The organism is Fulvivirga kasyanovii (assembly GCF_009711405.1).
GTDB lineage: Bacteria > Bacteroidota > Bacteroidia > Cytophagales > Cyclobacteriaceae > Fulvivirga > Fulvivirga kasyanovii.
The window spans coordinates 1-26383 of record NZ_SMLW01000609.1 but is presented as its reverse complement, the minus strand read 5'-3'; the positions used below and the strand labels follow the sequence as shown (position 1 = coordinate 26383).

Genomic DNA, 26383 nt, shown 5'->3' with positions numbered 1-26383 from the left:
ACAGGCAGAGTTGTATTATCACTTGCCCCACTGAAAACGTAACCATAAGTTTTGACTGTTGTATCAGGAAGATTTGCGTAAACTCTATATAAATATTTCTCTGAGTTAACCACTGCTGTATCAACAAAAGCTAACCCTTCCATTTTTGCAACTTCGTATGACATATCAGCAGCTAGCAATCCATATGCAAAGCGCATCTCTTGCTCCTGAACTTGATTCACTATTGAAGCGATGTCTGCTCCATCCCCAGTAGATACTTCAAAGGACTCCCCGTAAATTGCCTGTGCTGCAATAGCCGCGTAATCATTTTCATCAATAATTTTGAGCCATGTATTAGCCGGATATGGCCGAATATCAGTACTTATAACAAATTTGGGCTTATCATTTAAAACTATAGAGTCCCTTATGATCGTAAATCGTTCAATAGTATAACCATATTGATTGAGTTGCTGCCATAATATATGATTAGTAGGGGCCCAACGTAGGGCAATTGAATCTTCATAGACTTTTGCCCGGACAATGATACTATCTTTCTCAACACCCTGTCCAACTCCTTGGGAGTAAATGCACATAAAGAGTGAGATTACAATAATTAACTTATTCATTTAATGATTAATTCAATAGGTATAATCTATAATAATAGTTTTTCCGGATCCTTTCTCCCTAATACCAGGTAGATAATACTGCATTCTAACACTATAATGATCTCGGCGAAGAACAGGAAATGGAGTAAGCAAAAAATAATTCATCCGAGGAGTACTTACATTAATGGACTCATTGGCCACCTGATTAAGTAAATACATGTAATCCTTATTCATTTCATAAGCCAGGTTATAAAGAACTCTAATAGGAATACTAGATAAGTCCGGTTGCTCTCCTTCTATATCCAGCTCCAGATTATCTGTTTCTTGTATTATATATACAGCTCTTGAAGGGGGTACTCCCAAATAAGAAGCTACTCTTTCATCGGGTAGTTTAAGCTTGCCTTGGATCGGGTAATCATCATAAACGAGAGGCTTAACAAGGCTAACGTACCAATTATTATTATTCATACTGGCCTCAAGAACAATTAAATTTTCTTCCTCATTGTTTATCTCATATTTATCAAATGCCTCAGACAAAAGGTATCGCGCCTTTAACTCATCGATTCCGGGTAAAATACCCCATGAATAAGCTTTAATGAGGCTACCTGAAGAAAGTTTGTTTTCTAAAGTGCTAAATGAACTTGATCTAAAATAAGAGGTAAATATAGCTTTCTCCTGTAGTTCTGCAATAACTCCTTCAGCCTCCTTCGTGGTCATTTCCATATCAATTTCTTGATCGCCAGAATCGAAGTTATTTGACACATCACTAATATTCCTGTCTATCTCAGCCGCCTCCTTTGCCGGCAAATTAACAAGCTCAAAAGCATATATCTGATCATTTTTTAGGTTACTCGGCAGGTTAAAATTTACCTCTCTGCTACTATTGGTATAAGTGTAATTAAAAAATAATGGGCTTCCGCCAGAAGTGGTAAACCTCCCCTTTTGCACCCACTCATCATCTACCTTAAATAAATCCGGCTGTCCTTTTTTGAGCTTTATATATCCTTTGTTATACTCATCTTTGTAAAAATTGAGCTGATTGACAACAGGATAACTGTACTTAACATTCTCCAATGGTATGTAATCCGGCGCTTCCCCTGATGTAAACATGGCCTCCATTCGCTCTGTATATTTTTTACCATCCACAATCACTGGCGTCCATGAGCCGGATACCTTTTCTTCAAAACTTACCTGAACAATAACCTTCATTTCCTTTTCAGAAGGGAAAATATCAAAGGAATTAAAAGCCATTACATCGTGATGATCATTCCACTCTGTCTCTCCTGGTACTTCATAACCCCCAGATACCAATTTGAATTCATCAAGTTTTATTCTGAAAGATTTCTTTTTTCCATCCAAATCTATCATTTCAAAAACCTCATCTACCGGCATATTAAATACAGCCTGAGGCGTGTTAAATACACTCACTTCCTTTTCGCCTTCATTCGGGGTAACTTCTGCAATTACCTTTATGCCCTCAACAGCACTTCCAACACCTACCAGCTCACATTCTTCACCCAGAGTTACCTCAAATTTGCAATTACCTTTAACCAAGCCTCCTAAAACGCTGAAGTAGCCGCCTACAACACCTTTCATCCAGAATGGGTTCGGTAGTTTAGCCTGCAATACAGCCGCAGCTCCAAGACTCAGAATATCTATTTTCTTCCGCTTGCCAAAAACTTTAACCTTAATACCTACCTTACCTTCAAAATAGGCATAGGCTTGACCATTGGCATACCATCCATTAATTCCGATTGGCCCACTCCTTCCCACACAACTGGCATTCCCGTAATCCTTTAGCATAATATCAAACCCAGCTCCTGCTGCTAACCTTGCATAGAACATCAGGAATGTCATATCTCCGGTATCAACGCCAAAGGAGGCTCCAAAAGCAAACCCGGCACCATTACCCAACGCATTAAGATCACGCATGTAGTCAAGATCCTCTCCTCCGAGAATATCAGAAACATTCTGTGGTGGTGGCGGGCTACCAGGTATACTTGTTCCTACCATAAAGTAACTGGTTGCTTCTGCTCTGATAGGTCCCACTCCCATGGACAAGCCTATCCGATCGTCAGGCGTACCTACATACACATACCATTCGTCAGGCGCAAAATGCAGAACTGCCCATCCGGCACGCCCCCCGTCACCAACACCTTTAATTAGCCCTCCTGCAACATTCATGTAAGCTTCAAAATTTCCATGAAGCACTCTGTTTTCAAAATCGTAACTTATAAAGACATGTGCCGAAATCTGACCCTTTTTACCCGCAGCATCACCGATCTGACCATATATCTGTGTTGTCGTCTGATCATTTTCCGGGTTTGAAGCAAGTAATACCCCAGCCCCTGTACTCGCAACGGCTTTTTCCGCTTTTGCCACTGCAGCAGCCAACTTCTGTGTTTTTTCCTTAAGCTTCGCTAACGCACCATCGGCAGGAGGGGTGGCCATGTATCCATTTCCTTTAAACGAAATATATCTGATTCCACCACCTTTAAAGAAGGCTACTTCAAATGTAGCGTCGCCATTAAAAGCTTCAGGTTTAGGATGAGACCCAATTTCTATTGTTGCTTTTAAACCCAGTCCCGCATTCTCTTTGGGTACATAGACAATTCCTGAAACGGTCCTTCCTAAATCACTACCAGCTCCCTCGGTATCCATTGCCATTCGGTAATAAGCTCCTCCTCCAAAACCATATACACCTACACCAGTAAAAATAGGAACACCTCCCGGAAATGAAGCCAATGCATCTGCATACCAATACCTGTAACCGTCTACATTGCCAAATATAGCTGTCGCCTTAACTTTTATTCCCGGCTTAAACTCTGCATCTACTTGTCCGTTAAAGCCTTCTCCATAAACTACGTCATTCTTATAAAATGTCAGGCTCCCCTTGAATTTAAACGCTCCTCCATCTATATCAATGGCAATTTTGCGAACCTCAATATCCTTATACACCCATTTTTGCTCGTCAGCAGAGGGCATTTCTCCTACTATGGTCAGCCCTGCATCAGCAGCAAAAGCACCACCATCTGAGCCTGTAAGGTTTAAAAGTAGATCAAAATCAAGCCCAACTTCAGTATCGGAAATGTTCTTCATCCCGATATTGTTAATACTAACGGGAAAATTGGCCATGGCCTGTTGTCCTGCTTCAGAGCCAAAAGAAAAATTCCCAACCTTGATATATGGCTTTACGGATTGTATTTCTAAATTCTCAAAGCTGATATCTGCCAGCTCTACTCCTTTTTTCCCTTTACCCAACTCAGCTTTAATATTCATTGTGCCATGCAGATTAGCCTTAGGCCGAAATTCTCCATCCTTTACTTTTATTTCGAGATAAGATGATGGGAATATCTCTACTTTACTGGTTTTGAACATCGCGAACTCAATACTATCAGCAGACTCAACATTGAAGATATATTCATTGCCGGTATTAATAATTGCGGAATATTGAAAAGCTTTGTCTTCTTTACTTACTGGAATTATAATATCACCACTAAAACTACCGGAGGTTAATCGGTTAGCTTCTATATCAATAGCTATTTTATCAAGAGAATAGGTCCACCCGTTCATGTCACCATTCTGTTTCTGTATAATATTTGAGGCAACAAGGCTACCCGTGAAACCCATATTATCGATGAGGACATCATAGGCACCGAATTTCTTCCTTTCGGAGCTTCCCTTGGATTTAAATTGCTTCGGAAGTGATATCGACAATTCTCTCAGGTAAAAGCCTCTCCACAGATTGGGCACGCCAGCTATTAATGCCGGTGACTGATAATCTTCAGGAAACTTTACCGCTGGTGCGTTACGGTAATCAGAAAAATCAAATACAGCAGTTTTCACCCTAAACCCGACACCCTCAAGATCTTTAACTTGAAATACAGGCATATTAACCTCTACAATAAGATCATTCCAATTGCTTAATGTAGTGGTAAAGCTAGTCTTCAATCTTCCTGCACCTCGCGAGCCATCAGGGTTCTCAGGTATGAACAGATCCCTTGAGAACAGGATGTCGGCACCCACTCCCATCATTTTAAATCCATTACAATCGAAATCAACATAAGTTGATCCATCCCCCCTAAGGGTGATCAGGGATTTCTCCCCAAATAGATTAATAGATTGATTTCCAATAAGTTCAAGTCTGGCATTACCCGTAAGTCCACCATTTTTTGTCAGTTTTATGTTTGTACCTCTGAATGCCAGTTTCTTGCCACTGGATGGTTCTTCAAAAACCATATAGGCAATTAGATAGGCTCCTTGTGGAGTCATAACAATGCTATCCAAAGATATGCTATACCTCAGCCCACCAACATCCTTTTTAAGGCCGACAGGCATATCAATCAAAGTCTTTTCATCGAGAATATCTACGAATTTGTCATTTGAGCTAATAAATTCATCCAGCTCAAGAGCACGCTTCTTGTAATATTCCAGTGTATCAGGTAACGGGGCATCAAAATTATCTGCAATAAGCCGATCGGGAGCTTCCGTATTTAAAGGAGCTGAATCAATATCATCGAATCTTCTGCTGAGAGGGGGGCTATATGCCTTATTATAAGTAGTAGTTGCTGCCACTTCATCTTTTGAAGATGTTTCCTTCGACTCTTTGTCTTTATCGGTAGGATCAGCATGAACTCCCAAGCTTAGTAGTAATGAAAAGAATATTAGTAAATGTTTCTTCATTTCAGCCTCTTATTCAATTTTTAATAACTTCTTTTGTGATTTGCTACTTTCAACCCCAGAGTTAGATACCGCTGATATTTGAAAGATGTACTTGCCCTTCCCTTGAAATTTATCTGTCCAGGCCATCTGTCCCTTTTTATCTACAGTATCAATCAGGTCATCATTAACATATATGTTATAGCCTTTCAAATCACTTATGGAAATAGAGTAATCCCAAACGAGTGTAACCACTCCATTTTCATATTTTAAACTTGATATTTCAATGTTTGGCAGAGAAAGTGACGGGAGTATAACATCGACTGGCTCGCTCTGTGTACTTCTGATTACTTCAGGGAAGTTTTCAACGGCCATTACAGCAAATTGCCAATGGGAAGACTGGCTATCGGCAACTTCAAAAGTATAGGTGGTATCATAAATTACGCCCGCATCTTGATAAAGTAAAAAGTAGTTATTGTCAGGAAATTTAACCAATAGATTATACCCCAACTCGCCCCCGTGCCAAGTACTTTTATTCCAGGTAAGCACCACTGCCCTGGAGTTTTCATGGTTGACAACTTTTGCTGTAAGACCTTGCGGCACGGGCAGTTTCTGCGCGAAACAGTCCACCCCTATGCTAAACAGCACTATTATTAAAAATATCCTCATTCAATATTAAATTTTCTAGCTTGTGATTTTTCGCTCTGCACATCGGTCAAAGAGACTGCAATTAATTCATAGTTGTAATTTCCTGGTTCAAGTTGTGACGATACCCATTGGCGACTTCCCGCCTCTAGAGTATTTTCATCTGCTATAAGCTCACCATTTTGGAACAATCTGAAACCTGCCAGATCCAATATATCTTCAGGATACTTCCAATTCAAAGTAATCACACCGTTTTCTTTGGTAACCGGCCATATATTGACAAATGGTAAAGATTCTGAGGGCACCATTATAGTAACCTTTTCACTTAACGGGCTTTCCTCATTTTGGTCATTTGTGGCGCTAATCGCAAATGTGTATTGTGCTGCTCTTGTATTATATACAGGAAATATGTAGGATGTTTCGATGATTGAGTTCAGGCTTCCCTCCTTCACCACTCTATCATCACCCGGACTACTGGAGTACAAATAATATTCTGTTACATGCTCTGCATTTTGGGCAGGTGCCTGCCATTCAAGCTTTACACTTCTTTGACCATTGTCTGCAACCAATTCTGTAGATAGTGTCTGGGGTGCCGACGGGGTGGTTATTACCTTATTAAAAAAGATTTTACGATTGCTCCATAATTCAAGTCCGTCCTGCGTAACAGCTATCACTTTGAAGTGATAGTATTTATTATCAGGCTCCGGGGCTTTCAAGAAATTAAAACTTCTGATATTGGGAGCCAGCAGTTCTGAAATATTCCCGAAAACATTATTTTCATCAGCCAACTGCACATAAAACCCTTTGATGAACGGTTCTTGTGTGTTAGAGAAGGACCAATTCATCAGCAAGGAATTCTGACCTTTCTCCGGCGCAGACAAAACCGGAGGATTCATAGTTTCCGGCATCTCCTGCACCTCTACTTTTACCTCCGCATAGGTACCATGTGTATTAAATATAGTGTTGGGCGCCGCTGCATAGGTATAGTTTTTTTCAAGGTCTACACCTTCGTCCTTATAATATAAACTTGCTGATTTTTGCTTAAGGGAAACCCATATAGGGGTTTCATTGAGTCTTGTATATTCACCTCCTTCTGATTTACGATAAATATTAAACCCGTTCAGCACATCATATTTTTTATACTCTTCAATATCAACTTTCCAGACCAGTTCCACTTCCTTTCTCTTACTACTAGCCGATTTTAAAGCGCCTTGCATTGACACCTTATATTCGGGAGTTGTGCGGTTTTCCCATTCAAATATTGAAACAGGTTTATCCGTTTCTTGGCCATCATACACTGGAAACAGACCATAGATATAGAAACCTTCATCTCCTATCTCCCTGTCAACTAATCCAAATCCACTAATCAGAGCAACGTCAAAATCCAGGTTCAGAGCTACAGAAAGGCCTTTTACCGTATTTTCATTTTTCAAAGCATCGATCATATCATCGGTCTCGATTGACTTAAGGTTACCTGAACGAATCATGGTTTGGCGTTTTTCAACAAGATTATTTGTCTTATCGCCAAGCCCCAAATTATCCAGACCTTTTGTTATAGATGTTCCAGGCACAATTGGTGTACTGTTCAAAAGTATCCAATTCTCACCCACTTTCCGTTTAACATTGAATCCATCCAAATTATCATCCCATCCTTTTGCTGGTATCCAAAAAAGTCTCACCTCTTCCATTCTCCCTTCGCCAAGGAATACGATATCCTGTCCCAGTACGCCGCTTTGCCAGGAGATCATCAGAAGAAATAAAACCGTTATTTTCACTTTGCCCATCTGCCTAAAATGTTTTATCTATTGAAACCGATTCCTCAAAATCTATGATTGAACTTTGAACCGAGACTGAAGCATCTCCCTTCAGTCTTCCTTGACTATTAGTGTAACTTACCTCCGCATTACAATCCAAAGACACTGACGCTGAAGCATCCTTAACGAGTGTAGAAACCTCTAAGCTTCCATGCCCATAAACATGAACATTAATATTTCCGCTTATACCATTGTTGTCAATATTGGCATTGATACCCGAATTAAAACCCACGTCCAGACTTCCTGAAACTGAAGCGAAAGACCACCCATAATTAAATGTCTTAGCATAAGAGTAGTATGCCTGACCTTTTATATATCCCGAAATAGCTGATTCTGTCCTACCTAATGAAGTGTTTCCTGTAAAGGTTATTTCTCTGAACATTTTGGCATTAACCCCTCCGTCAACATGCCACTCGGAATTGGCATAGCTGAAGCTCAAATTAGCAGGACTGGTGGTTTCAAATACAAATCCGGAATTTGCCGGCACATTAACGTCGACGCTTAGCATTCCGTCCAGTGTATTATCAGGCAAATAATAGTTGACTTTAAAATCTGATTGTATAATTGGATTTGTTCTCGGTGCCTTGATATTTCCACTTAGGTTGAGCTGTAGCTTATCTTCACCAAACTGCACCACTGATGTACCCTCAGCCGCAAACATATTGGCCATGTCAGAAATACCCAGGGTAAGTCCTATAAGGTAGTTATACTGCTTTGGACCTCCTGTAAATTTATTTGCACTAAAATCCAGATAATAGTTATATCCTAACTGTCCACCAACTTTAGTTAACTGTAACCCGGTTGGTCCTAGCGGAATCCCCTTGTTAGCTTCACTGGTCAATTTTAAATAACCGTATGTATAGTTTGACTCAGTCCCAAAATCAAGTTCACCTGAAACACCTATAAGTTTAAGATTACCGGTAAATTTTCCATGAAACCCCTGTTCCTTAAAAGAAGCATTGAATTTCATTGCCACCATAGGTTTCTTCAACTCACCGGCTATTTTACCTACAGAAATATAACCATCTTTGTCAATTACAAACTTGTCAACCGCCAACTTCCCTGCATCATCGATCTGTACTTTAGCTGAAATAGAAAGCTTCTCGTTTGCATAAGAAGATTTGAGTAGCTCGAAGTTGAAGTCTTTGTAACTTACAGCGCCAGTTGCTTCCAAAACAGTCAAATCTCCAGACTCTACCTTGAATTTTGTCACATTAAGTGCCGCATCAAACTGGCTGTGAGAAGCTTTCAACGACCCTTCAATTTTATTTAACTCTAGAGCCTCAGTAAAATCAGCTTTAAGGTTGAGATCCTTAAGTACCATACCAAAGGCTTTTATTTCACTTTCCTTGCTTAGCAATTCTGCATTAAAATTGCCATCTACTCCATATGCCATACCCAATTTAAATGCTCCATCAACACCTGTAATATTGTTAACAGTGAACTTACCATTTCCTGATAGTACTTTGAGGCTATTGAACCCTGCTGCCAAATCTAAACTAACATCAAATTCAAGTTTGTCTACCTTAACATCAAAGCCTCCCGACTTATAGACAGCTCCCGGCAAGCCGGTAATTTTGCCACTTAGCTTTCCATCTTTATCAACAACTGCATTTTTCAACGCAGCAATTTCCTTATCGTTTTTCTCAACCAGTAGATTCAGTTTTTTGATGCCTCCAAAGTCGAAGGATCCTTTATAATCCTTTCCTTTCTCAAACTGAAAAGTTATTTGTCCTTCAAGACCCTTCTTCAAGGTAATTAATTGACTTAGCTCTTTATCTTCATTTAGGCTAGCAACCAGCGTCACTTTACTTTCCCCACTTAAATTAACTTCGGCTTGTTCTGTCTGGTCTCCTGAAATGTATTCAGCATCCGTATCAATGGTCAATTTTAAAGCCTTAATGGCGGCCTCAATGCCGTAGAGTTCTCCAACAGGTATGTTTTTCTCATCCACACTAACCCTAATGTTTCTATATCTCGACTTGCTTTTGTGTTTTTCAAATGCTACAAGTGCTTTTGCTATCGCCACTTCCTTCTCGATCTTTTTATCCTTCATCTTAAGATAGATTGAGGCTTCAGCATTATAACTTCTCCATGTTCCTTTATCAAGCTCCTTTGTTTCACCCGTTAGAGCTACTGTTACAGGCCCAAAGTATAGCTGCCCGGAAACATTGGCATTTATTCCATCAAAGGTAATATTCCCATTACGGTCTATAGTAAAGTCATCAACCGATGCCGCTATTTTTACTCCATTCTCCTCCATTTCTACATTAGCGTCCAATACAATAAGATCAGTCTCCGAGTCATAAGTGGTGTTGGTAATATTGACTTTGTTATCAAAATAGACAATCTGGCCGTTTCCTTTAAACGACTTAAGCTCCCCATCTTTTATAAGAAATTGCTGGATACCAATCGTAGTGTTGAACTTGTCATGTTTGATTTTTAGAGAGCCGTTAATCTCATCAAAGTTGAAGTTCTTATCCATAACAGCTCTGATATTCATTTTGGAAAACTCCAAACCAAAGCCCGATAGTTTTGAGGAAGTAATGCTGGTGGTAAAAATATCCTCATTAATATCTAACCCTACTATAAGACTGCCATCAAGACCTTTAATTCCCGAAAGGGTAAATTGCCCTTTTCCTGAATTAATAGTCAACCCTTCAAAAAATGAATATGAAATATTCGCCTGTAAATTGTCAACGACAACATTTATATTATCAGAAGTATAACTGACTGATCCAGGCTGTGCCATCAAATCTCCCGTTAACACACCCTCGTCATTGAGCTGACCGTTTTTTAAAGATGCCAGAGCTTTATCTGATTTTAACAGATCAATATTTACATCCTTAATACCACCCATCAGGAACTTTCCTCTAAAGCTGTTTGAATCATCATAGCTAAATGAGAAATCCCCGTTTACGCCCTTTTTAATTCTTACAACCTCATCAATAACTTGATCTTCATTAAGCGAAGCATTAAGTGTAATAGATCCACTAAGTCTTCCTTCTCCATCAATTTTAAGGTCAATATTTCTCAGTTTAGCATCAATGAACTTTATTTTGCCTATATCCTTACCTGAACTATGGGACCAGTTTACGGCAATATCTTTGTATTCATTACCGGAACACTTCTTTTTAAATGAAATGGTGGCGCTATCTATAGAAATTTGCTTTGAAAGCTCATATTGCCCCTCAAGATTTAGGATAAATGAGGCCTTGACTTTTTCAAAAGTACAGTAGCCTTCATCATCCGTACCTGTCGATTGAGGTGCTTGAGCGAATTTTATACTCAATGGCCCAAATTTCACATCTGCATCGGCAACTGCGGTTGTATCGCCAGCAGCATTGTCCCCTCCCGTTCCTGCAGTTGCACCACCTTCATTATTAAGAGAGGTAACACCATCCGGACCAACTGTGGTTGACCCACCATCAGGTGTATTAAAAACCATGTTTTGCCCCGGTCCAACGGTTACGGTATCCCCGGCAGTGGTCACTACTATCACATTTCCCGTAGAATCTGTATAGATATTATCAATAGGGTCTGTTAGCTCAACTGAGTCTGATGGGGTGTCACTCTCGCCACTTTCAGAACCTTCAGGATCATTTTCTACTGCCTCATTTCCGGTATCAGGTTCGGTTCCATCGTAAGCAAGCTTACTCTTAGGATCCCAATAGGTATAAACATTTCCTTCTATAACGCGATAATCTGTGTTAACCTTTATATCCTTGAAGGTAGTTCGAACTTTAGCATATTTGAGAAATGGGATTTCAGCTTTACCACCACCAGTGAATGTTCCTCCACTACCGCTAACGCTGTCTATTTTAACATCAAAGTCTCCCGCATAAATGTAATCTCCCGGATGAAGCGATTCCAACAATTCTTTATTCTCCAGATTATAATCGGCTTCACCAGTACCACATGCAAACTCTGAATCCGGCCGCTCATCTGTAGTAACAGTCGCTATTTCCGAATAATCACCAAGTATCGATCCGCAACTTGGGGAAACCTGATATTCATAAGTGGTTCCTGGTTGCAGGGATGTAACCTCAAGCTCCTCAAAAAAGGTATTCTCTTCTATCCAGTCGCTGTTGTCTTCCCCCTTTTTCCTATATCTCAAGTTAAAGGAAGTATGATTCTCCAATGGCATCCATTCTGCCTTAAATCTTGTACTGCTCAAAACATTCGCTTCGATGCTCTTGGGTAAATTACAAGGATCTCCATAAACAAAGGTATGGGTTTGGCTATAGCCATTATTCTTAAAAAGATTTAGTTCATCTATACCAACCATACTTTTTGCCCTTATTCGAAACGCATAACGCCTTCCAGGAACCAATGGGGTTTCCGCCGGTCCATAAATAAGTGTGGTGCTTTGCGTAACAGTTTCATAAATAGGAGGAGTTGTAAGAATCGCATCATTTGGATTTCTATTATCAGGCCAAACTTCAACTAATGAGAATTCATATTCTGTTAGAAAAGCTGAATTAGGAGACCCGGTATGCCGTGGTGTCCACTGAAATGTGACGTACTGAGGCTCCTGGGCTTTTAATTTTTCTCCATTTCGCGGTAGGTTGATAATTGGTGGATCATTAAGTATCAACCAGGCCATAGCACAGGCACTGTTTGAAATTTTAACTCCCCTATTGTATTCCAGCACTTCAAAACAAAATTGATATAATCCTTCAGGCAAAGCACCTGATCTCTCGAACTGTTGCCTTGTGATTCCTTGAAAATTCAAGTTTTCCGGTAGAAATAGTGCTGCAAGATCAGCAGATGTAAGTCTTTCCGGAACACCTCCCCTTAAAGTTAATGGCTGAGGCAGATACTCTGGCTTAGTTTCAATTTTAATTCCTTGCCCCTCAATTTTTAAGCGCAAGCGTACATTTAATTCTGGCCTGTTGATATCGGCAAGAAAAATATTAAGTGCCAGCCTTTCGGAACCCACAGCAACATAATCTGCGATGTAAACAGAGTATGGAGGAATAAGGGTTGTTGTCGCCTGAACAGGGTATGTCTGACCATATATGGAAACAGTAGCTAATAACAGGAAAAATGATATAAATATTCTTTTGATCACTGCGAGTTTTAATAAATTAATTGGCAAGAAATTTTTAGGTACAGGGTATCCGTTAATGAATAACTTTAATATCAACAGGTGTTTTATACCATCTTATGTCATTTAGTAACTATATTTCTTTTTATTTTCGTTAATGGTACTTTACAATTCATATTTTTAACTATTTGCTGCTGAAAGAATAACTATAACCAACTGTTCCAGTGAATTCAGCAAAAGAGTCTGTTGAGCCCTCAGTCTTATTTTCACGATTGACACCTACCAGGCTTACATTAAAATTATGCTTCTTTTTTATTGAGTAACCTCCATTTACTCTCACATTTGCCACACGACTTACTTTATCTCCATTAGTATAGGACTCATTCCATGATGTAGACAGACCTATTCTCATTTTTCTATCCATTAGTGATTTATTTATCGCAAGGGTGGGGCCTAAAGTTGTGGCATTAATTGTCGCAGCTTCATTTTTATTATAGTTGAAAGAACCCGTAACAGTTATGTTTTTTGGAACTAAAGTTATGCTATACGCCGTGTTAGCCATATAGAACTGATTGCCACTACCTTGCTTCACTCCTCCTTGCTCATCAGAGGCGTCCTGAAAGATTAGATTGAGGTTTAGATTTTGTCGACGATCCTTATTGTTGCTCAGAATATAATTAGTATTCAGCGTAGCATTTTGAGAGATTTGTATATAATTTAAAGTATCGAGATTATCATACGGTGTCAGTTGGTTGATATCAACAAACTGCGATCTGATATTTGTATAGGTTTGAAAGCTAGAATAAGAACCTGAAAAATTTAGTCTTTCACTGGCAGCATATCCCACATTTACTGCTCCAACGATTCGTTCCATTGAGCTTATTTTGGAATCATCAAGGTTATCTCGTTGCACCCCTACGTTAACAGCAATGTTAACTTTCCCTGAAAATAGCGCAGTAGCTGCGTTAGCCGTTAAATTCTCAAGGTCGTTATTAAAGTAATAAGCTCCGTGAGTTCTATACCCCGGGTCAATCCTTTCATAGCCTAAGCCCACAGAGAATGCATCTGCCTGATAAGTCAAGCCTGTTTTAAATGCATTATAGTAAGATGAAGAAAGGCGCGGTGTAAATAAACCTCCTGCTGCATTAAAAACTTTGTACTTTTCAACTTTAACAGTTTCCGCTCTTGTATCTCGTGTAATTCCACTAATAGCGTATTCTGTGGAAAGGACAATTCGGGAAAATAGCTCCTTGCCTCCGGCAACACTGAAAACAAGGTTTTCTTCAGGGTAAATTTCTTCATTATCAGGAATATAGTTAATAGATGAGGCATCATCTCTCGAGCCAAAAATTATAAAATGAACAAAATCGTTACCGTCGGCATAACCGGCCTTAACCCCGTACCCCATTCGTTTAAAAGCCGGTGTTACAGAGCTCTCATTTAGGGAATCTGGCTCCACTGCTCGTTGTAATCTGCCATACATAGTACTAATATGCCACTTGCCAGGCCTGGCTTCTATTCCAGCGCCAAGAAACAGATGTCCAGCCAACGTATAAGGTGAAAAGGTCATACTAGCATAGCCAAAGTGTCCTGTTATCCACTTATAAGTAGGGTGAATTCCAAATTGATTAAAGGGTTGTTGAAATGATCCCTGTTGATTAGACCATGTAAAAGATAATGGTATACTCCACCCATAAAGATTGAAATTTACATTACCTGATGCATAATACGAATATGGATTTCTCCTTGATTCAATGCCATCAACAGCATAAAATATCTGATTTAAAGAAGCTCCTCCAGTAATTGTCAATGGATTTTCTTTTCCAACAGACTCAAAATTCTGAGCAAACAACAACTGGCTATTAAACAGAAAAAAGGTAAGAAAGAAAACTTCAAAAGGCACTCTTAAAAATGCTCTGCAAAAAATGTCCAATTTAATATCAAATTAATTAAATACAAGATTCAAATATAAGAGCATTTATTTTAAATTCCTCAAATCAGCAGCAAAATAAATGTACCTTTATAGGATTATAATGATTTATTACACACCAATAACCCATATCAAAATGGGTAATTACATAAAAAATGGAATAATTAAAATATAAGCCCAGATTATAGCTAAACACAGATTTAATTCATTAATACTTTTAGAAAACTTACGTAAACAAGTTTTTAAAGAAGAATATTAAAACTTACACATCTTGAGTTTTCTGAACCATAACTTTTATCTGCTCCAGTTTCTGGTCGTTAAGCGGTTTGGAAAGGAACTTAATTACATCGGGGTTAACTTCTATCTTTTCCTTGTCCCTCATATTGTCTGAGCTGGAGAGCACAATGATTGAGGCCTTGTTGCGGACATGGTCGGGAAATTGTGAGAATTCATAAAGAAACCTAAATCCGTCTATTACCGGCATATTCAGGTCTAGGAAAATGAGATCGGGAATATCTGTTTCAGGAGCAGTAAGCAAATATTGTAAAGCTTCCCGTGCCGAATGATAGGTAAGCAACTTCCGGGTAAAGCGACAAAACTCTATTACCTTTTGATTAATAAACAAATCTATTTCATTGTCATCTATCAGCATGACAATATCAGCACACTCTCTATTCATCTGTCCCGCAAGAACTCATTAGTTCAAAAAATGAATAGCTATAATAGTTATTCATCACCGTGAAAACAATGCCCTATGCATATAATTTTCACTCTTTAATAAAACTTTGTAAAATATTATAGAAATTATACTATAACAATTCTCAAATCAAAGCAGCTCAGGACTTTATTATCAATATTTTCTATGCTAACCAGTCGTCAAAAAATGAATCTTTCTGTTTTTTTCGCAAAAAAAATATCTTAAAATTGGAGAATCATAATTTAACCATGAAAACTATGACTTATAAATCTATAGGATCAATCTGTTTATCCTTCCTTTTACTTTTTGGCATGTTTGCCTGTGGTTCAAAAACAAATGAGGAAAAAACTGATTCCTCAGAAGAGTTTGAGCAGGCAGAAACTGACCTGAAAGAGCAAATTCAGGAAGTGATTTACGAAATACCTTCTCCTTCTGAAATTCCATTCCTTTTGGAGGCTACCGGTGCTGAGTTTAATCAGTCATTGATCAATGACAACAGCAAAGCTGACCAGTATGCTTCAAGAAATGATAAAGCTGCCCTTAACCTTGGTGTTTATGCAGCGGATATAGGCTACCTGGTTTCTTATGACAAAGTACAGGAAGCACTTACCTATATGAGTTCAGCTAAAAAACTGGCTGATAACCTGGGAGTTACAGGAGCTTTTGATACTGACCTGATCAAAAGGTTTGAAAGCAACCTTTCAAGAAAAGATTCATTATCTTACCTTCTTAACGAAACTATAAACAAAACTGAGTCATACCTTAAAGATGATGACCGAAACAAACTGGCTGCACTGATCATTACAGGAAGCTTTGTTGAAGGACTTTATATTTCTACTGCGCTGATCAAGACATATCCAAAAGACATCCTTCCTGAGGACAGCAGAAACCTTGTGTTGACCCCTCTTATCAGAGTGGTGCTTGAGCAGGAGAAATCACTGGATGACCTTGTAGAAATGTTAGGTACTGTAGAGAATACTGCTCCTATTGACAGCCTATTGAAAGACCTGCGCGCACTGCAAGCAGATTATGATTCTCTGGAAATCGAAGATCAGATAAAAAATCAACGTGCTGACCTGGTACTTACCGACAAAACTTTGGAGGAAATCACTTCAAAAGTAGCTGCCATCCGTAGCTCTATTGTTGAGTAACCAAAACACACTAAGAACTTTAAAAGGGGTTGAATTTAATTCAATCCCTTTTTTTATTCCCTCAAAACACTAAATTAGTAAATTGTCTATTACTACAGCTTAACCATCACTCATGAGTGAACCTTTACTTAAAGCCATTATTCAGCTTTTTGCTATCGTAGCAAAGGAAGATGAAGTTACTACCCAGGAAAGGGACCAAATTGAAGCATTTCTAGTCGACCACCTCAACAAGAATGCTGTTCCTCAATTTCTAAAGGAATTTGATGAATATAGCGATTCGATCATCATTGATGATACCATTGATATTGAAGAAGAGCAGCGCCGGATAGAAGGTATCTGCGTGCGGATCAATGAAGGGCTTACTCAAAAACAGAAGGTGGTGATCATTCTGGAGCTGATGGGTATCATACTGGCTGACGGACATATCTCAAAGCGTGAGGAAGAGCTACTGAGGTCTATAGGCTCTTCATTTAACGTATCCAAGGAAGAAATTGACCTCATTAAAAAGTTTGTGATTGGCAAATCACATGAGGACTTTGATGCGCCAAATATCCTGATCATTGATGCTAAAAAATATGATAATCCTGCATTTAAACACCTGAAGCGGGAAGGGTTAAATGGATTTATAGCCATACTGCACCTGGCTAAGGCCGACACTTATTTTATAAAATATCAGGGTTCGACAGACCTTTACCTCAACGGTGTTCCTTTAAAATCAGGTAAAAAAGGAGTTCTGGCTATCGGTTCCACCATAAGGGCTGAAAGAACCTCGCCGGTTTATTATGGCGACATCATCAGCCGCTTCATCAAAAACGAGAATGAAAGGCCGATCACTTTTGAAGCACGCAATATCTCTTATCGGTTTAAGAATGGTAAACTTGGCCTCAGAAACATCAACATTGCCGAAGAATCCGGAAAGCTCATCGGGCTTATGGGAGCCAGTGGTGCAGGAAAATCAACACTGCTCCACGTACTCAATGGCAGCGACAGGCCCACAGAAGGGCAGGTACTTATCAACAATATAGACATCCACAAACAGGAAAGCCTTGTAAAAGGCGTTATCGGCTTTGTACCCCAGGATGACCTGCTAATAGAGGAGCTAACAGTTTATGAAAACCTCTATTATGCCGCCCGGCTTTGCTTCGACCAGCTTAAAGATGAGGAGATCAAAGACCTGGTGATCAAAACGCTGAACAACCTCGGCCTTTACGAAACCAAAGACCTGAAAGTCGGCTCACCACTGGAAAAAACCATTAGCGGGGGCCAGAGAAAGCGGCTCAACATTGGCCTGGAGTTGTTGCGTGAGCCTTCCATCCTGTTCGTTGATGAGCCTACGTCAGGCCTTTCATCCAGGGACTCAGAAAACATTATGGACTTGCTCAAGGAACTGTCGTTAAAAGGCAAGTTGATCTTTGTGGTTATTCACCAGCCATCATCCGACATCTTTAAAATGTTTGACAAGCTGGTGATCCTCGATACGGGTGGCTATCAGATCTACTATGGCAATCCGGTAGAGGCCGTGGTGTATTTTAAAGAGATCATCAACCTGATCAACAGTGACCAGGGAGAGTGCCACGAATGCGGCAATGTAAACCCTGAGCAGATCTTTAATATCATTGAAACCAAGGTAATCAATGAGTACGGCAACTTTACCAATGAAAGAAAGGTATCACCTGAGCAGTGGAACCAGTATTTCATGGAGAAGACTTCTATTCCCAAGGTCGGGAAGGTAACTACAGCGCCAGAGTCAACACTTAATATTCCTGACCGGCTAAAGCAACTCAAGCTTTTTACCACGCGGGACCTGCTCTCGAAGCTTAGCAACAAGCAGTACCTCATCATCAACCTGCTGGAGGCTCCCCTGCTAGCCCTTATTCTGGCTTACATCGTCCGGTACTACAACACGTATCATTCGGAAGACCCCACATATCTTTTCAGCAAAAACCCTAACATTCCGGCATACCTTTTCATGAGTGTCATTGTAGCCTTGTTTATGGGCCTCACGGTAAGTGCCGAAGAGATCATTCGTGATCAGAAAATACTGAAACGAGAAGCTTTTCTGCACCTGAGCAGAGGCAGCTACATCTCATCAAAAATAGCTATCCTGTTTACCCTTTCGGCCATACAGACTTTCACTTTCGTCATAGTGGGAAATGCCATCCTCCAAATCGACAATATGTTTCTTATACATTGGACCATTCTGTTTTCCACCTCATGCCTGGCCAATATTATGGGGCTGAACATTTCTTCGGCATTCAATTCGGCCGTTACCATTTACATCATGATCCCAATTCTCCTTATCCCTCAACTGGTACTGAGCGGTGTGGTGGTTAGGTTTGACAAACTTAACCCTGACCTGAGCAGCACGGGAGAAGTACCTCTGGTGGGTGACATGATGGCTTCCCGCTGGGCCTTTGAAGCGGCCATGGTATCACAGTTCAGGGACAATGAATATGAGGAAATGTTTTATCCTTATGAAAAGGTAATGGCGGAGTCAGACTACAAAAAAATATACTACATCCCTACACTGGAAACCAAGCTGGAATACAGCCTGAATAATTTCAGAAAGAACACACCTGAGATCAGGGAAAATCTTGCTGAAAATCTGCAAATTTTGAGTTCTGAACTGGAAAAGGAGCTACAGGTAGTGGGCCATGATAAATTTGAACATCTTGAGCTGCTGATACCGGAGAAGTTTGATTCTACAGCCTATCAGAAAACTTATGAATTTCTGGAAAAGCTCAGAGCCTTTTATGTAGCCCGGTACAATAAAGCTGACCAGGCCAAAGACAAGCTGATCGTCAGCATGACAGAAACGACAGAAGAGCGTGAGGCTTTCGAAAAGCTGAAAGACCGCTATCGCAATGAAACCATTGCCGAGATCGTAAAAAACCAAAACGAACCTCACCGCATACTGGAGGCCCACGGAGAACTGGTTCAAAAGATATTTCCTATCTACAAAGACCCTGAGCCTAAGCATCTGCTCGACTACCGCTCACAGTTCTATGTGCCTAAAAAGCATATTCTCGGCGGCACCTTTGATACGTTGTATTTTAACATCGGAGTGATATGGTTGATGTCAATTGTACTTATCTTTACACTCTATTATAACATCCCCAGGAAGATCATTAACGGTATAGAGAGCCTGGCAAGAAGATCATAACTTATGAAGATACACAAAGACCTGATTGCGGTAATCATTTTTCTTTGCACACTGGTAATACTTTGGCTGGTACTCTGATCAGACCATGAGCCTATTTGATAAGGTGGACCCAGCCTTTGCAGATGGTTTCTTCCGCAACCTCTGCCTCGTAATAATATACCCCGGAAGGATGGTCTTCACCATCCCAGGTATTATTATATTTCTCATCTTCATATAAGAGCTTGCCCCAACGGCTGAATATCTTTAAATGCACATCAGTATCTGATTCTATAACAAAAGTATCGTTATGGTCTTTAACCCCGGGAGTGAGCACATTAGGTATTCTAACAGTACGCATATTAATACTGGCACTTTTTTCAAACACACAAAACTCTCTTGTACCCGCCAGGGTTACATTATAACTTCCGTCACTTTCATATTGATAGACAAACTCATCCTCTTCAGAGGTATTTCCATCTCCCAATATCCAGCGAAATGAGTCCCCCTCTCCGCTTTTGTTGACAAACCTGACAGGTGGTCGTGAAAAACAATCATGCAGCTTTTCATATTCAAAGTCGATCACCACCTGCGGGATCACTTCCACAAAGACAGTATCACCACCATCACATCCATTGGCGTCGGTCATGGTGACATAGTAAATTGTATTCTGCTCAGGTGAGACTACCGGAGTTCTTTCATTGGAAGAGAAAGTACTGTCTGCGCTGATCCATTGATAGGAAGTGCCCCCGGAAGCCGTCAATGTCAATTCGTCACCAAAGCATAGCTGGGTATCATCACTGGCGGTAAACATCGGCCGGGAGACTGTTACGGTGGTCGTTGCAATATCTTCGCCGATACAGGTATCATCGTCTACTGCCCTGAGCACGACCTTGTAAGTACCCGGGGCTTTGTAGTTATGCGTTATATTGGTGGTATCAACACGTGTAGTTCCCGTGCCATCACCAAACGTCCATTCATAGGTTTTTCCTCCGATACTCAGATTCTGAAAAACGATATCATCAGGCATGCAAACATGCTGCAGACCAGGCTGGTCAAGAGCCACAGAATTGGTTTGTATCCTTGCCCGCAACGATGCCAGGTCAAATTTGAAAGCAGCATTATTACAGCCTCCATTAGCTCCGTTCACCTGAGACCAGGCGCCATCAGTAGTAGGGAAAGAAGAACCTCCTGAGCAACTGGCGCATACAGAGTGGTAAACAATTCCACGTTTATCAAAACGGCTTGTACCCCCATCAACATGAATTTGTGCCCCAGAGCCACCAAAAAAAGTTGCATACAGCAGAGAAGTCGCATCGGCATCCAGTACGAACAGGTAAAAATCCTGTCCGTCGGTGGTCCTTCTTATGGCATCGGATGTAGTAGGCAATCCCTTTGTGGAAAGATTTAAGTAGTTGCCCCCTGTAAAATTCCCTGAGTTGTTTCCCCACCCTGCCACATACAGGTTATTACAGTCGTTGACCAAAAAAGCCGTAGGCGATATATTGGGTTCACCGCGACCTGTTGATCCAAATGTCGTTGAAAATATGGTCTGGGTCAGGTCATTGCTGAGCTTGTGAATGAACTGACCGGAACCGGGGTTGTTGTACACACCCGGAGACACGGGATAACTCCCCCTGGTTTGCCCCAGAATGTAAACATCTTCACTGGCATCCAGGTCCAGAAAGTAAGCCTGATCATAATCTGTCGTACCCAGGAAAGCAGTGGTCACAACAGAATCTCCTGTATGGTAGATCAGCCCTACCCAACCGTCAACGGCACCGTTGTAAGTATCATCTAGCCCGTCTGCCGCCGCAGGAAAATCACTGCTTTCAGTTCCTCCTGCAGCATACACATTCCTGTTTTTATCCACTTTGATAGCAAACCCGGCATCATCCTCACTTCCCCCAAGGTAACCTCCCCATAGTAAAGATGACAGGTCACCGCTAAATTTGGCTATCACGGCATCGGTAATGCCTCCTCCAAAATTACGCTCAAAGGACGGTATGGCAGGGTCCGGAAACAAGTCCGTGGAACCTGTACTTCCTGTAATATAAATATCATCGTTGTCATCAATAAACACTTCTCCCCTCTGCTGGTCACCATAGTTCCTGGTAAGATCACCTCCGGTGAGGTTCAGGCCATCGTTTCCGGTACCTCCGAAATAAGTACTCCCGGTCAACGTGCTGCCGTCTTTGCTTAGTTTGGCAACAAACATATCCGAACCATTAGCGAAAATCACTCCCAAAATGGTATTGATGCTGCTTCCTCCGCCAAATGCCTGCTGATATCCATCAGGCGTTACCGGAAAATCGGTAGAATTCGTTATCCCCAAAATAACCAGCTCCTCATCCTGATTCATGATCAGGCTCAGCGGCACCTCTGAGCCACTACCTCCGAGATAGGTCGCATATTCAAGTTGAGCGCCGGCAGAGTCGTACTTTAAAATAGCAATGTCCCAAATTCCACCCCATGAAGTCTGATAAGCTCCGGGAGTGGCAGGAAACTCTCCCAGATAAGCTCCTCCTCTGAAATGGTTGGTAATACCTCCGGAATAAAGCTTGCCACGCTCTCCAAAAGTGGCGGTGTTGCCCCAGTTATCCGCCGGGGAACCTGAGTAAGTTGAAAATATAAGAATAGGGTCAATAACCAGATCATAGCACGGATCGTAACCGGAGGAAAAACTGTAGCTGAGCACGTTATCCTCCAGCACATATTCGCACGCTACCTGCTGGCGACGACCATCAATAACCTGATATGCAAAAGGTTTGTATTCCTGGACCTGGTTGACCGAAGTCTTTAAATGCAGGCTTCCTTCTTTCAGATAAATATCATCAAGGCCCGTGTACGCTATTTTTATTTTGTCAGGATCACCACCATCTCTCACCACAAGGTCATATTTCATGTTATAGCCGGTGGAGTAGGTAATCAGGTCAATCTGCTCGTAAAGCCGCTCCAGATAGACCTTGTCAAATGCCCGGGCCTGGCTTACCCATTCATCGGGATTGTTACCATAAAAATAGTTGTATGAAGTCCCGGCAGGGTTTTCCGAACGTATACCGGAAGTTTGTGCCCCTACAAATTGTGCATTAAATATGTGAATGCCGAGTGTGTTTTGATCTGCACTCTGCTCAGAAAATGCTCCCGAGGGCAGATACCCTTCCTGCTTTTCATAACCCTCATGCCTGCGATGCATGGCTTCAGTATCGTAGAAGACATAGGTAAACCCGGACTTGCTGACATACACATTGCCACCGGGAATATCCGCACCAAAAAGGGCATCGGCTGACCACTGGCCTTTATTCTCTATAAATCTTAAAGCAGGGTCTCCCGTACCGCCGGCCTCCGGGAGATGAAATACTGCAACACTACATACTAATAGGAATCGGAATAACTTCATGCTCTCAAAAATAACTAAGGAGTAACCACACCCTGATATTTGGTGTGATCACACTGATTTTAAAGATAATGATTCTATCCCTCTTTTCTGAGTACTTCCAGCGGAGAACGGTTAATTACATCTCTTGTATTGAACCAGCCCACAAAAACCGTGAGCATCATTACTCCCAGCCATATCAGCAAAAGACTGACGATATCCGGCAGGAAAACCACCTCAAAAAAGTAAATGGACAATGCCCAACCGCTCACTACAGACAAACTGATGCCTGTAAACCCTGCAAAAAAGCCCAGATATCCATATTCAAGGATGGTCATGCCCCAAATCTGTTTTCTCACTGCGCCGATAGTTCGCAACAGTACATTCTCCTTTAACCGCAGGTATTTACTGTTGATCACAGCACCAGCCAATACTACCAAACCTGTTATGATGCTGAACAGCGCCATAAACTGGATAATAAATGACACTTTATCAAAAAACTCATCAATGGTAGCCAGCACCAGCCTCAGGTCTATCAGGGATACATTAGGAAAGAGCGATACCAGTTCTCTTTGATAACTGTTGGCCTCTACTTTTTCATCAATCCTTGTAGTGAGAACAAATATTTGCGGCGCTTCTTCCAGCACTTCTGTCGGGAACACAAAAATGAAATTGGGTGGGTCTTTCGGCCACTCTACATCCCTGATACCGCTGATGTATGTGGTAACAGGTATACCTTGAATATCAAACACAATGGAATCTCCCACATCTACCTGAAGATTTTCCTGCATACCGGAAGATATGGTTACATAAATGGAATCATTGGAGATGTGCTGCACGACACCTTTTTCCATGGTTTCCGAGGCAGTGAGGGTATCCCTGTAAGTTACCCTGTACTCCCGCGTAATGGCCCAGTTAGGAATAGCATCGGTGGTATCATTTTGTATCTCCGTGATCGTCTTGCCTGCTACGCTACTCAGCCTGCAGGTAATAATGGGCACTACCTGCTGTACCGGCAGGTCATTGTCACGGGTCAGTTTGATCACACCTTCTTTTTGCTGGGGCTGAATGTCAAAGAGTATGGTATTCGACTGATTTTCCCTGCCAACAAATTCCACCTGATTGAGCAGGCTATTTTGTACTATATTGAGGGTTGCAATAAGAAAGGCACCCAAGCCTATCACCACTACAAGCACGAGGGTCTGGTTATTGGGCCTGAATAAATTTGCCAGGCTTTGGCGCCATACAAAGCTCCAGTTTTGCGGGAAAAACCGTTTCACAGCTTTCATCAAAAGGTTAGCGACCAGAGCAAGACAGCCAAATGCTACCAACAGCGCTCCAAAGAAAGCCCCTCCTACCAGAAAGCTTTCGCTTTGATAGGTAGCAAATGCCAGAGGAAAGAGTATGATCAGCACAATCACCAGTATCCGTACTTTGGAGAATGTCCTCAACGGTTCATAATTAGTTCTTAGCACGGAAAGCGGTGGCACAAAACGGACAGCTACCAACGGCAAAACAGAAAACAGCAGGGAGATCATCAGCCCCAGCAGCAACCCTTCCACTACAGCGCTCCAGGCAATGTGCAGTTCCAGGTCAAGCGGAATAAATTCCTGAAGCAAAGGTGGCAGGGCAAATTGTATACCTAAGCCCAACAGTACCCCAAGCGCACTTCCTATGATACCCAGAACTACGGTTTGGACGAAAAAGATGTTAAAAGCCTGCCAGCCTGATGTACCGATACATCTCAAAACAGCCACCATCTCGCGTTTTTCCCTCACATAAATATGCACTGAGCTGGCCACTCCTATACATCCCAGGATCAGGGCTACAAATGCCAATAGATTAAAAAACCGATAAAGGTTCTCAAAGCCTTCACCCAGGTTGTTTTTTCTATCCTCTACGGTTTCTGATGTATGCCCGTATTTTTTTACCAGGGGCTTAACCTGACCTACGGCGGCTTCAACCTGCTCCTTAGTGTCCAGTTTAAAGTACTGTTTATAATTCACCCGGCTTCCAAACTGCACCAGGCCGGTACTGTCGAGATTCTCCATGGATATATAGACAGACGGAGTAAATGTGGCTTGAATACCACCTCCACCGGGTATTTTACTAACCTCTCCTGCGACTTTAAATACTTTATTGCCCAGGCGTATGGAGTCTTCGGAGCTGATATCATAATGGCTTGCCAGGTTTGCATCCACCATAGCGTAGGCGCCTTCCTTCATGATTTGATAGGCATTGCCGGGTGAAGTCTCCAGATCACCATAAAAAGGGAAGTCACCTTCAAGGGCCACAATCCTGATCAATCGTGTTCCGGGTGAGCTGGTCATGAACATGGCCATAGACGCTGTAGTGGCTTCAGTAGCCTGCTGCCCGGGTATGGAATCAAATATTGCCCGCAGGTCATCTTCGAACTCATTATTAGCATTTACAACAAGGTCAGCGCCTAATAAATCCTTGGCTTGCTCATCTATACTACGCTGCAGGTTTATATTAAAAGAGTTAATGGAAACCAACGCAGCGATCCCTATAATAATTGACGATATGAAAAGGAACAACCGGGAAAAGTTTTTCCGCGCATCGCGATATGCCATCTTCCAAACCCATTTGTCTTTAAACAGGTTTCTGCTCTCCTTCTTGATTTTGATAATGTACTCCATCAAATTGCCTTCATCGATTTCTGATCAGACACCAGTTTACCTCCTTTAAGTTGCAGTATCCGTTCGGTATGCTCTGCCAAATCGAGGTTATGAGTAACCAGCACGAGGGTAGTACCTTCCGATTGGTTAATATCAAAAAGCAATTCAGTAACCTTATGTGCTGTTTCCTCATCCAGATTTCCCGTAGGTTCATCTGCAAAAAGGATCTTGGGTGAACTAATGAAGGCACGGGCCATGGCCACCCGCTGCTGCTCACCTCCTGATAATTGCGACGGGTAATGGTTGATCCTGTCAGCCAGCCCTACCCGGTCAAGCAGGTCGAGGGCCTTTTTCCGGTAATTTTTCTCTCCCCGAAGTTCCAGGGGCACGGTTACGTTTTCTATTGCAGTAAGTGTGGGCAACAGTTGAAAATTCTGAAAGATAAATCCCACATGCTGGTTCCTGACATAAGCACGGTCATCTTCACTGAGGGCATTAAGTTTGATACCCACCAGTGATACAGACCCTGATGTGGATACATCCAGCCCTGCGCAAAGCCCCAGCAATGTGGTCTTACCGCTTCCTGACGGCCCCACTATGGAAATACTGGCTCCTTCGGGAACACTGAACGAAACTTCGTCGAGCACAGTGAGGGTTCTGTCGCCGGTGGTGAATGATTTTTTGAGATTTTCTACAACT

General features: G+C 41.5%; 12 protein-coding genes. 2 read left to right on the top strand and 10 right to left on the bottom strand.

What is annotated here, in order from left to right; translation table 11 throughout:
- The 7 genes from E1163_RS19010 to E1163_RS18980 form a co-directional block, all read right to left on the bottom strand.
- Window positions 1-605 (bottom strand): hypothetical protein (locus E1163_RS19010; protein WP_221418041.1); only part of this gene is annotated, 605 nt, incomplete at its 3' end.
- Window positions 606-617: 12 nt separating this feature from the next.
- Complete coding sequence (locus E1163_RS19005) at window positions 618-5267, bottom strand: hypothetical protein (RefSeq protein ID WP_155174046.1); 4650 nt, start codon at window positions 5265-5267, stop codon at window positions 618-620.
- 9 nt (window positions 5268-5276) lie between these two features.
- Window positions 5277-5912 (bottom strand): fibronectin type III domain-containing protein, encoded by a 636-nt coding sequence (locus E1163_RS19000; RefSeq protein WP_155174045.1) that lies wholly within the window; start codon window positions 5910-5912, stop codon window positions 5277-5279.
- On the bottom strand, window positions 5909-7672 hold the full coding sequence (locus tag E1163_RS18995) for a fibronectin type III domain-containing protein (RefSeq protein ID WP_155174044.1): 1764 nt from the start codon (window positions 7670-7672) through the stop codon (window positions 5909-5911). Before E1163_RS18995 ends, E1163_RS19000 begins: the two co-directional genes overlap by 4 nt.
- 4 nt (window positions 7673-7676) lie before the next feature.
- Window positions 7677-12776 (bottom strand): fibronectin type III domain-containing protein, encoded by a 5100-nt coding sequence (locus tag E1163_RS18990; protein WP_155174043.1) that lies wholly within the window; start codon window positions 12774-12776, stop codon window positions 7677-7679.
- A 160-nt stretch (window positions 12777-12936) separates the two neighbouring features.
- Window positions 12937-14685: a porin family protein gene (locus E1163_RS18985; RefSeq protein WP_185156142.1), complete on the bottom strand. Its 1749-nt coding sequence runs from the start codon at window positions 14683-14685 to the stop codon at window positions 12937-12939.
- 259 nt (window positions 14686-14944) lie between these two features.
- Entirely contained in the window at window positions 14945-15361 is a 417-nt protein-coding gene (locus E1163_RS18980; RefSeq protein ID WP_246223771.1) for a response regulator, read from the bottom strand.
- Window positions 15362-15636: 275 nt separating this feature from the next.
- Here E1163_RS18980 and E1163_RS18975 point away from each other — a divergent pair, with 275 nt between their 5' ends.
- A complete protein-coding gene (locus E1163_RS18975; protein WP_155174041.1) occupies window positions 15637-16530 on the top strand; it encodes a hypothetical protein in 894 nt (297 codons plus the stop codon).
- Between the two features lie 112 nt (window positions 16531-16642).
- Window positions 16643-19693 (top strand): ATP-binding cassette domain-containing protein, encoded by a 3051-nt coding sequence (locus tag E1163_RS18970; protein WP_155174040.1) that lies wholly within the window; start codon window positions 16643-16645, stop codon window positions 19691-19693.
- Between the two features lie 91 nt (window positions 19694-19784).
- Here the strand turns inward: E1163_RS18970 and E1163_RS18965 are convergent, their stop codons facing one another.
- The 3 genes from E1163_RS18965 to E1163_RS18955 all read right to left on the bottom strand — a co-directional run.
- Window positions 19785-23069, bottom strand: a complete 3285-nt coding sequence (locus E1163_RS18965) for a DUF7948 domain-containing protein (protein ID WP_155174039.1) — start codon at window positions 23067-23069, stop codon at window positions 19785-19787.
- 74 nt (window positions 23070-23143) lie between these two features.
- The gene (locus E1163_RS18960; protein ID WP_155174038.1) at window positions 23144-25705 is read right to left on the bottom strand and encodes an ABC transporter permease; all 2562 of its coding nucleotides are present in this window, start codon (window positions 25703-25705) and stop codon (window positions 23144-23146) included.
- On the bottom strand, window positions 25705-26383 hold a 679-nt coding region (locus E1163_RS18955; protein ID WP_155174037.1), incomplete at its 5' end, for an ABC transporter ATP-binding protein. The genes E1163_RS18955 and E1163_RS18960, both read right to left, overlap by 1 nt.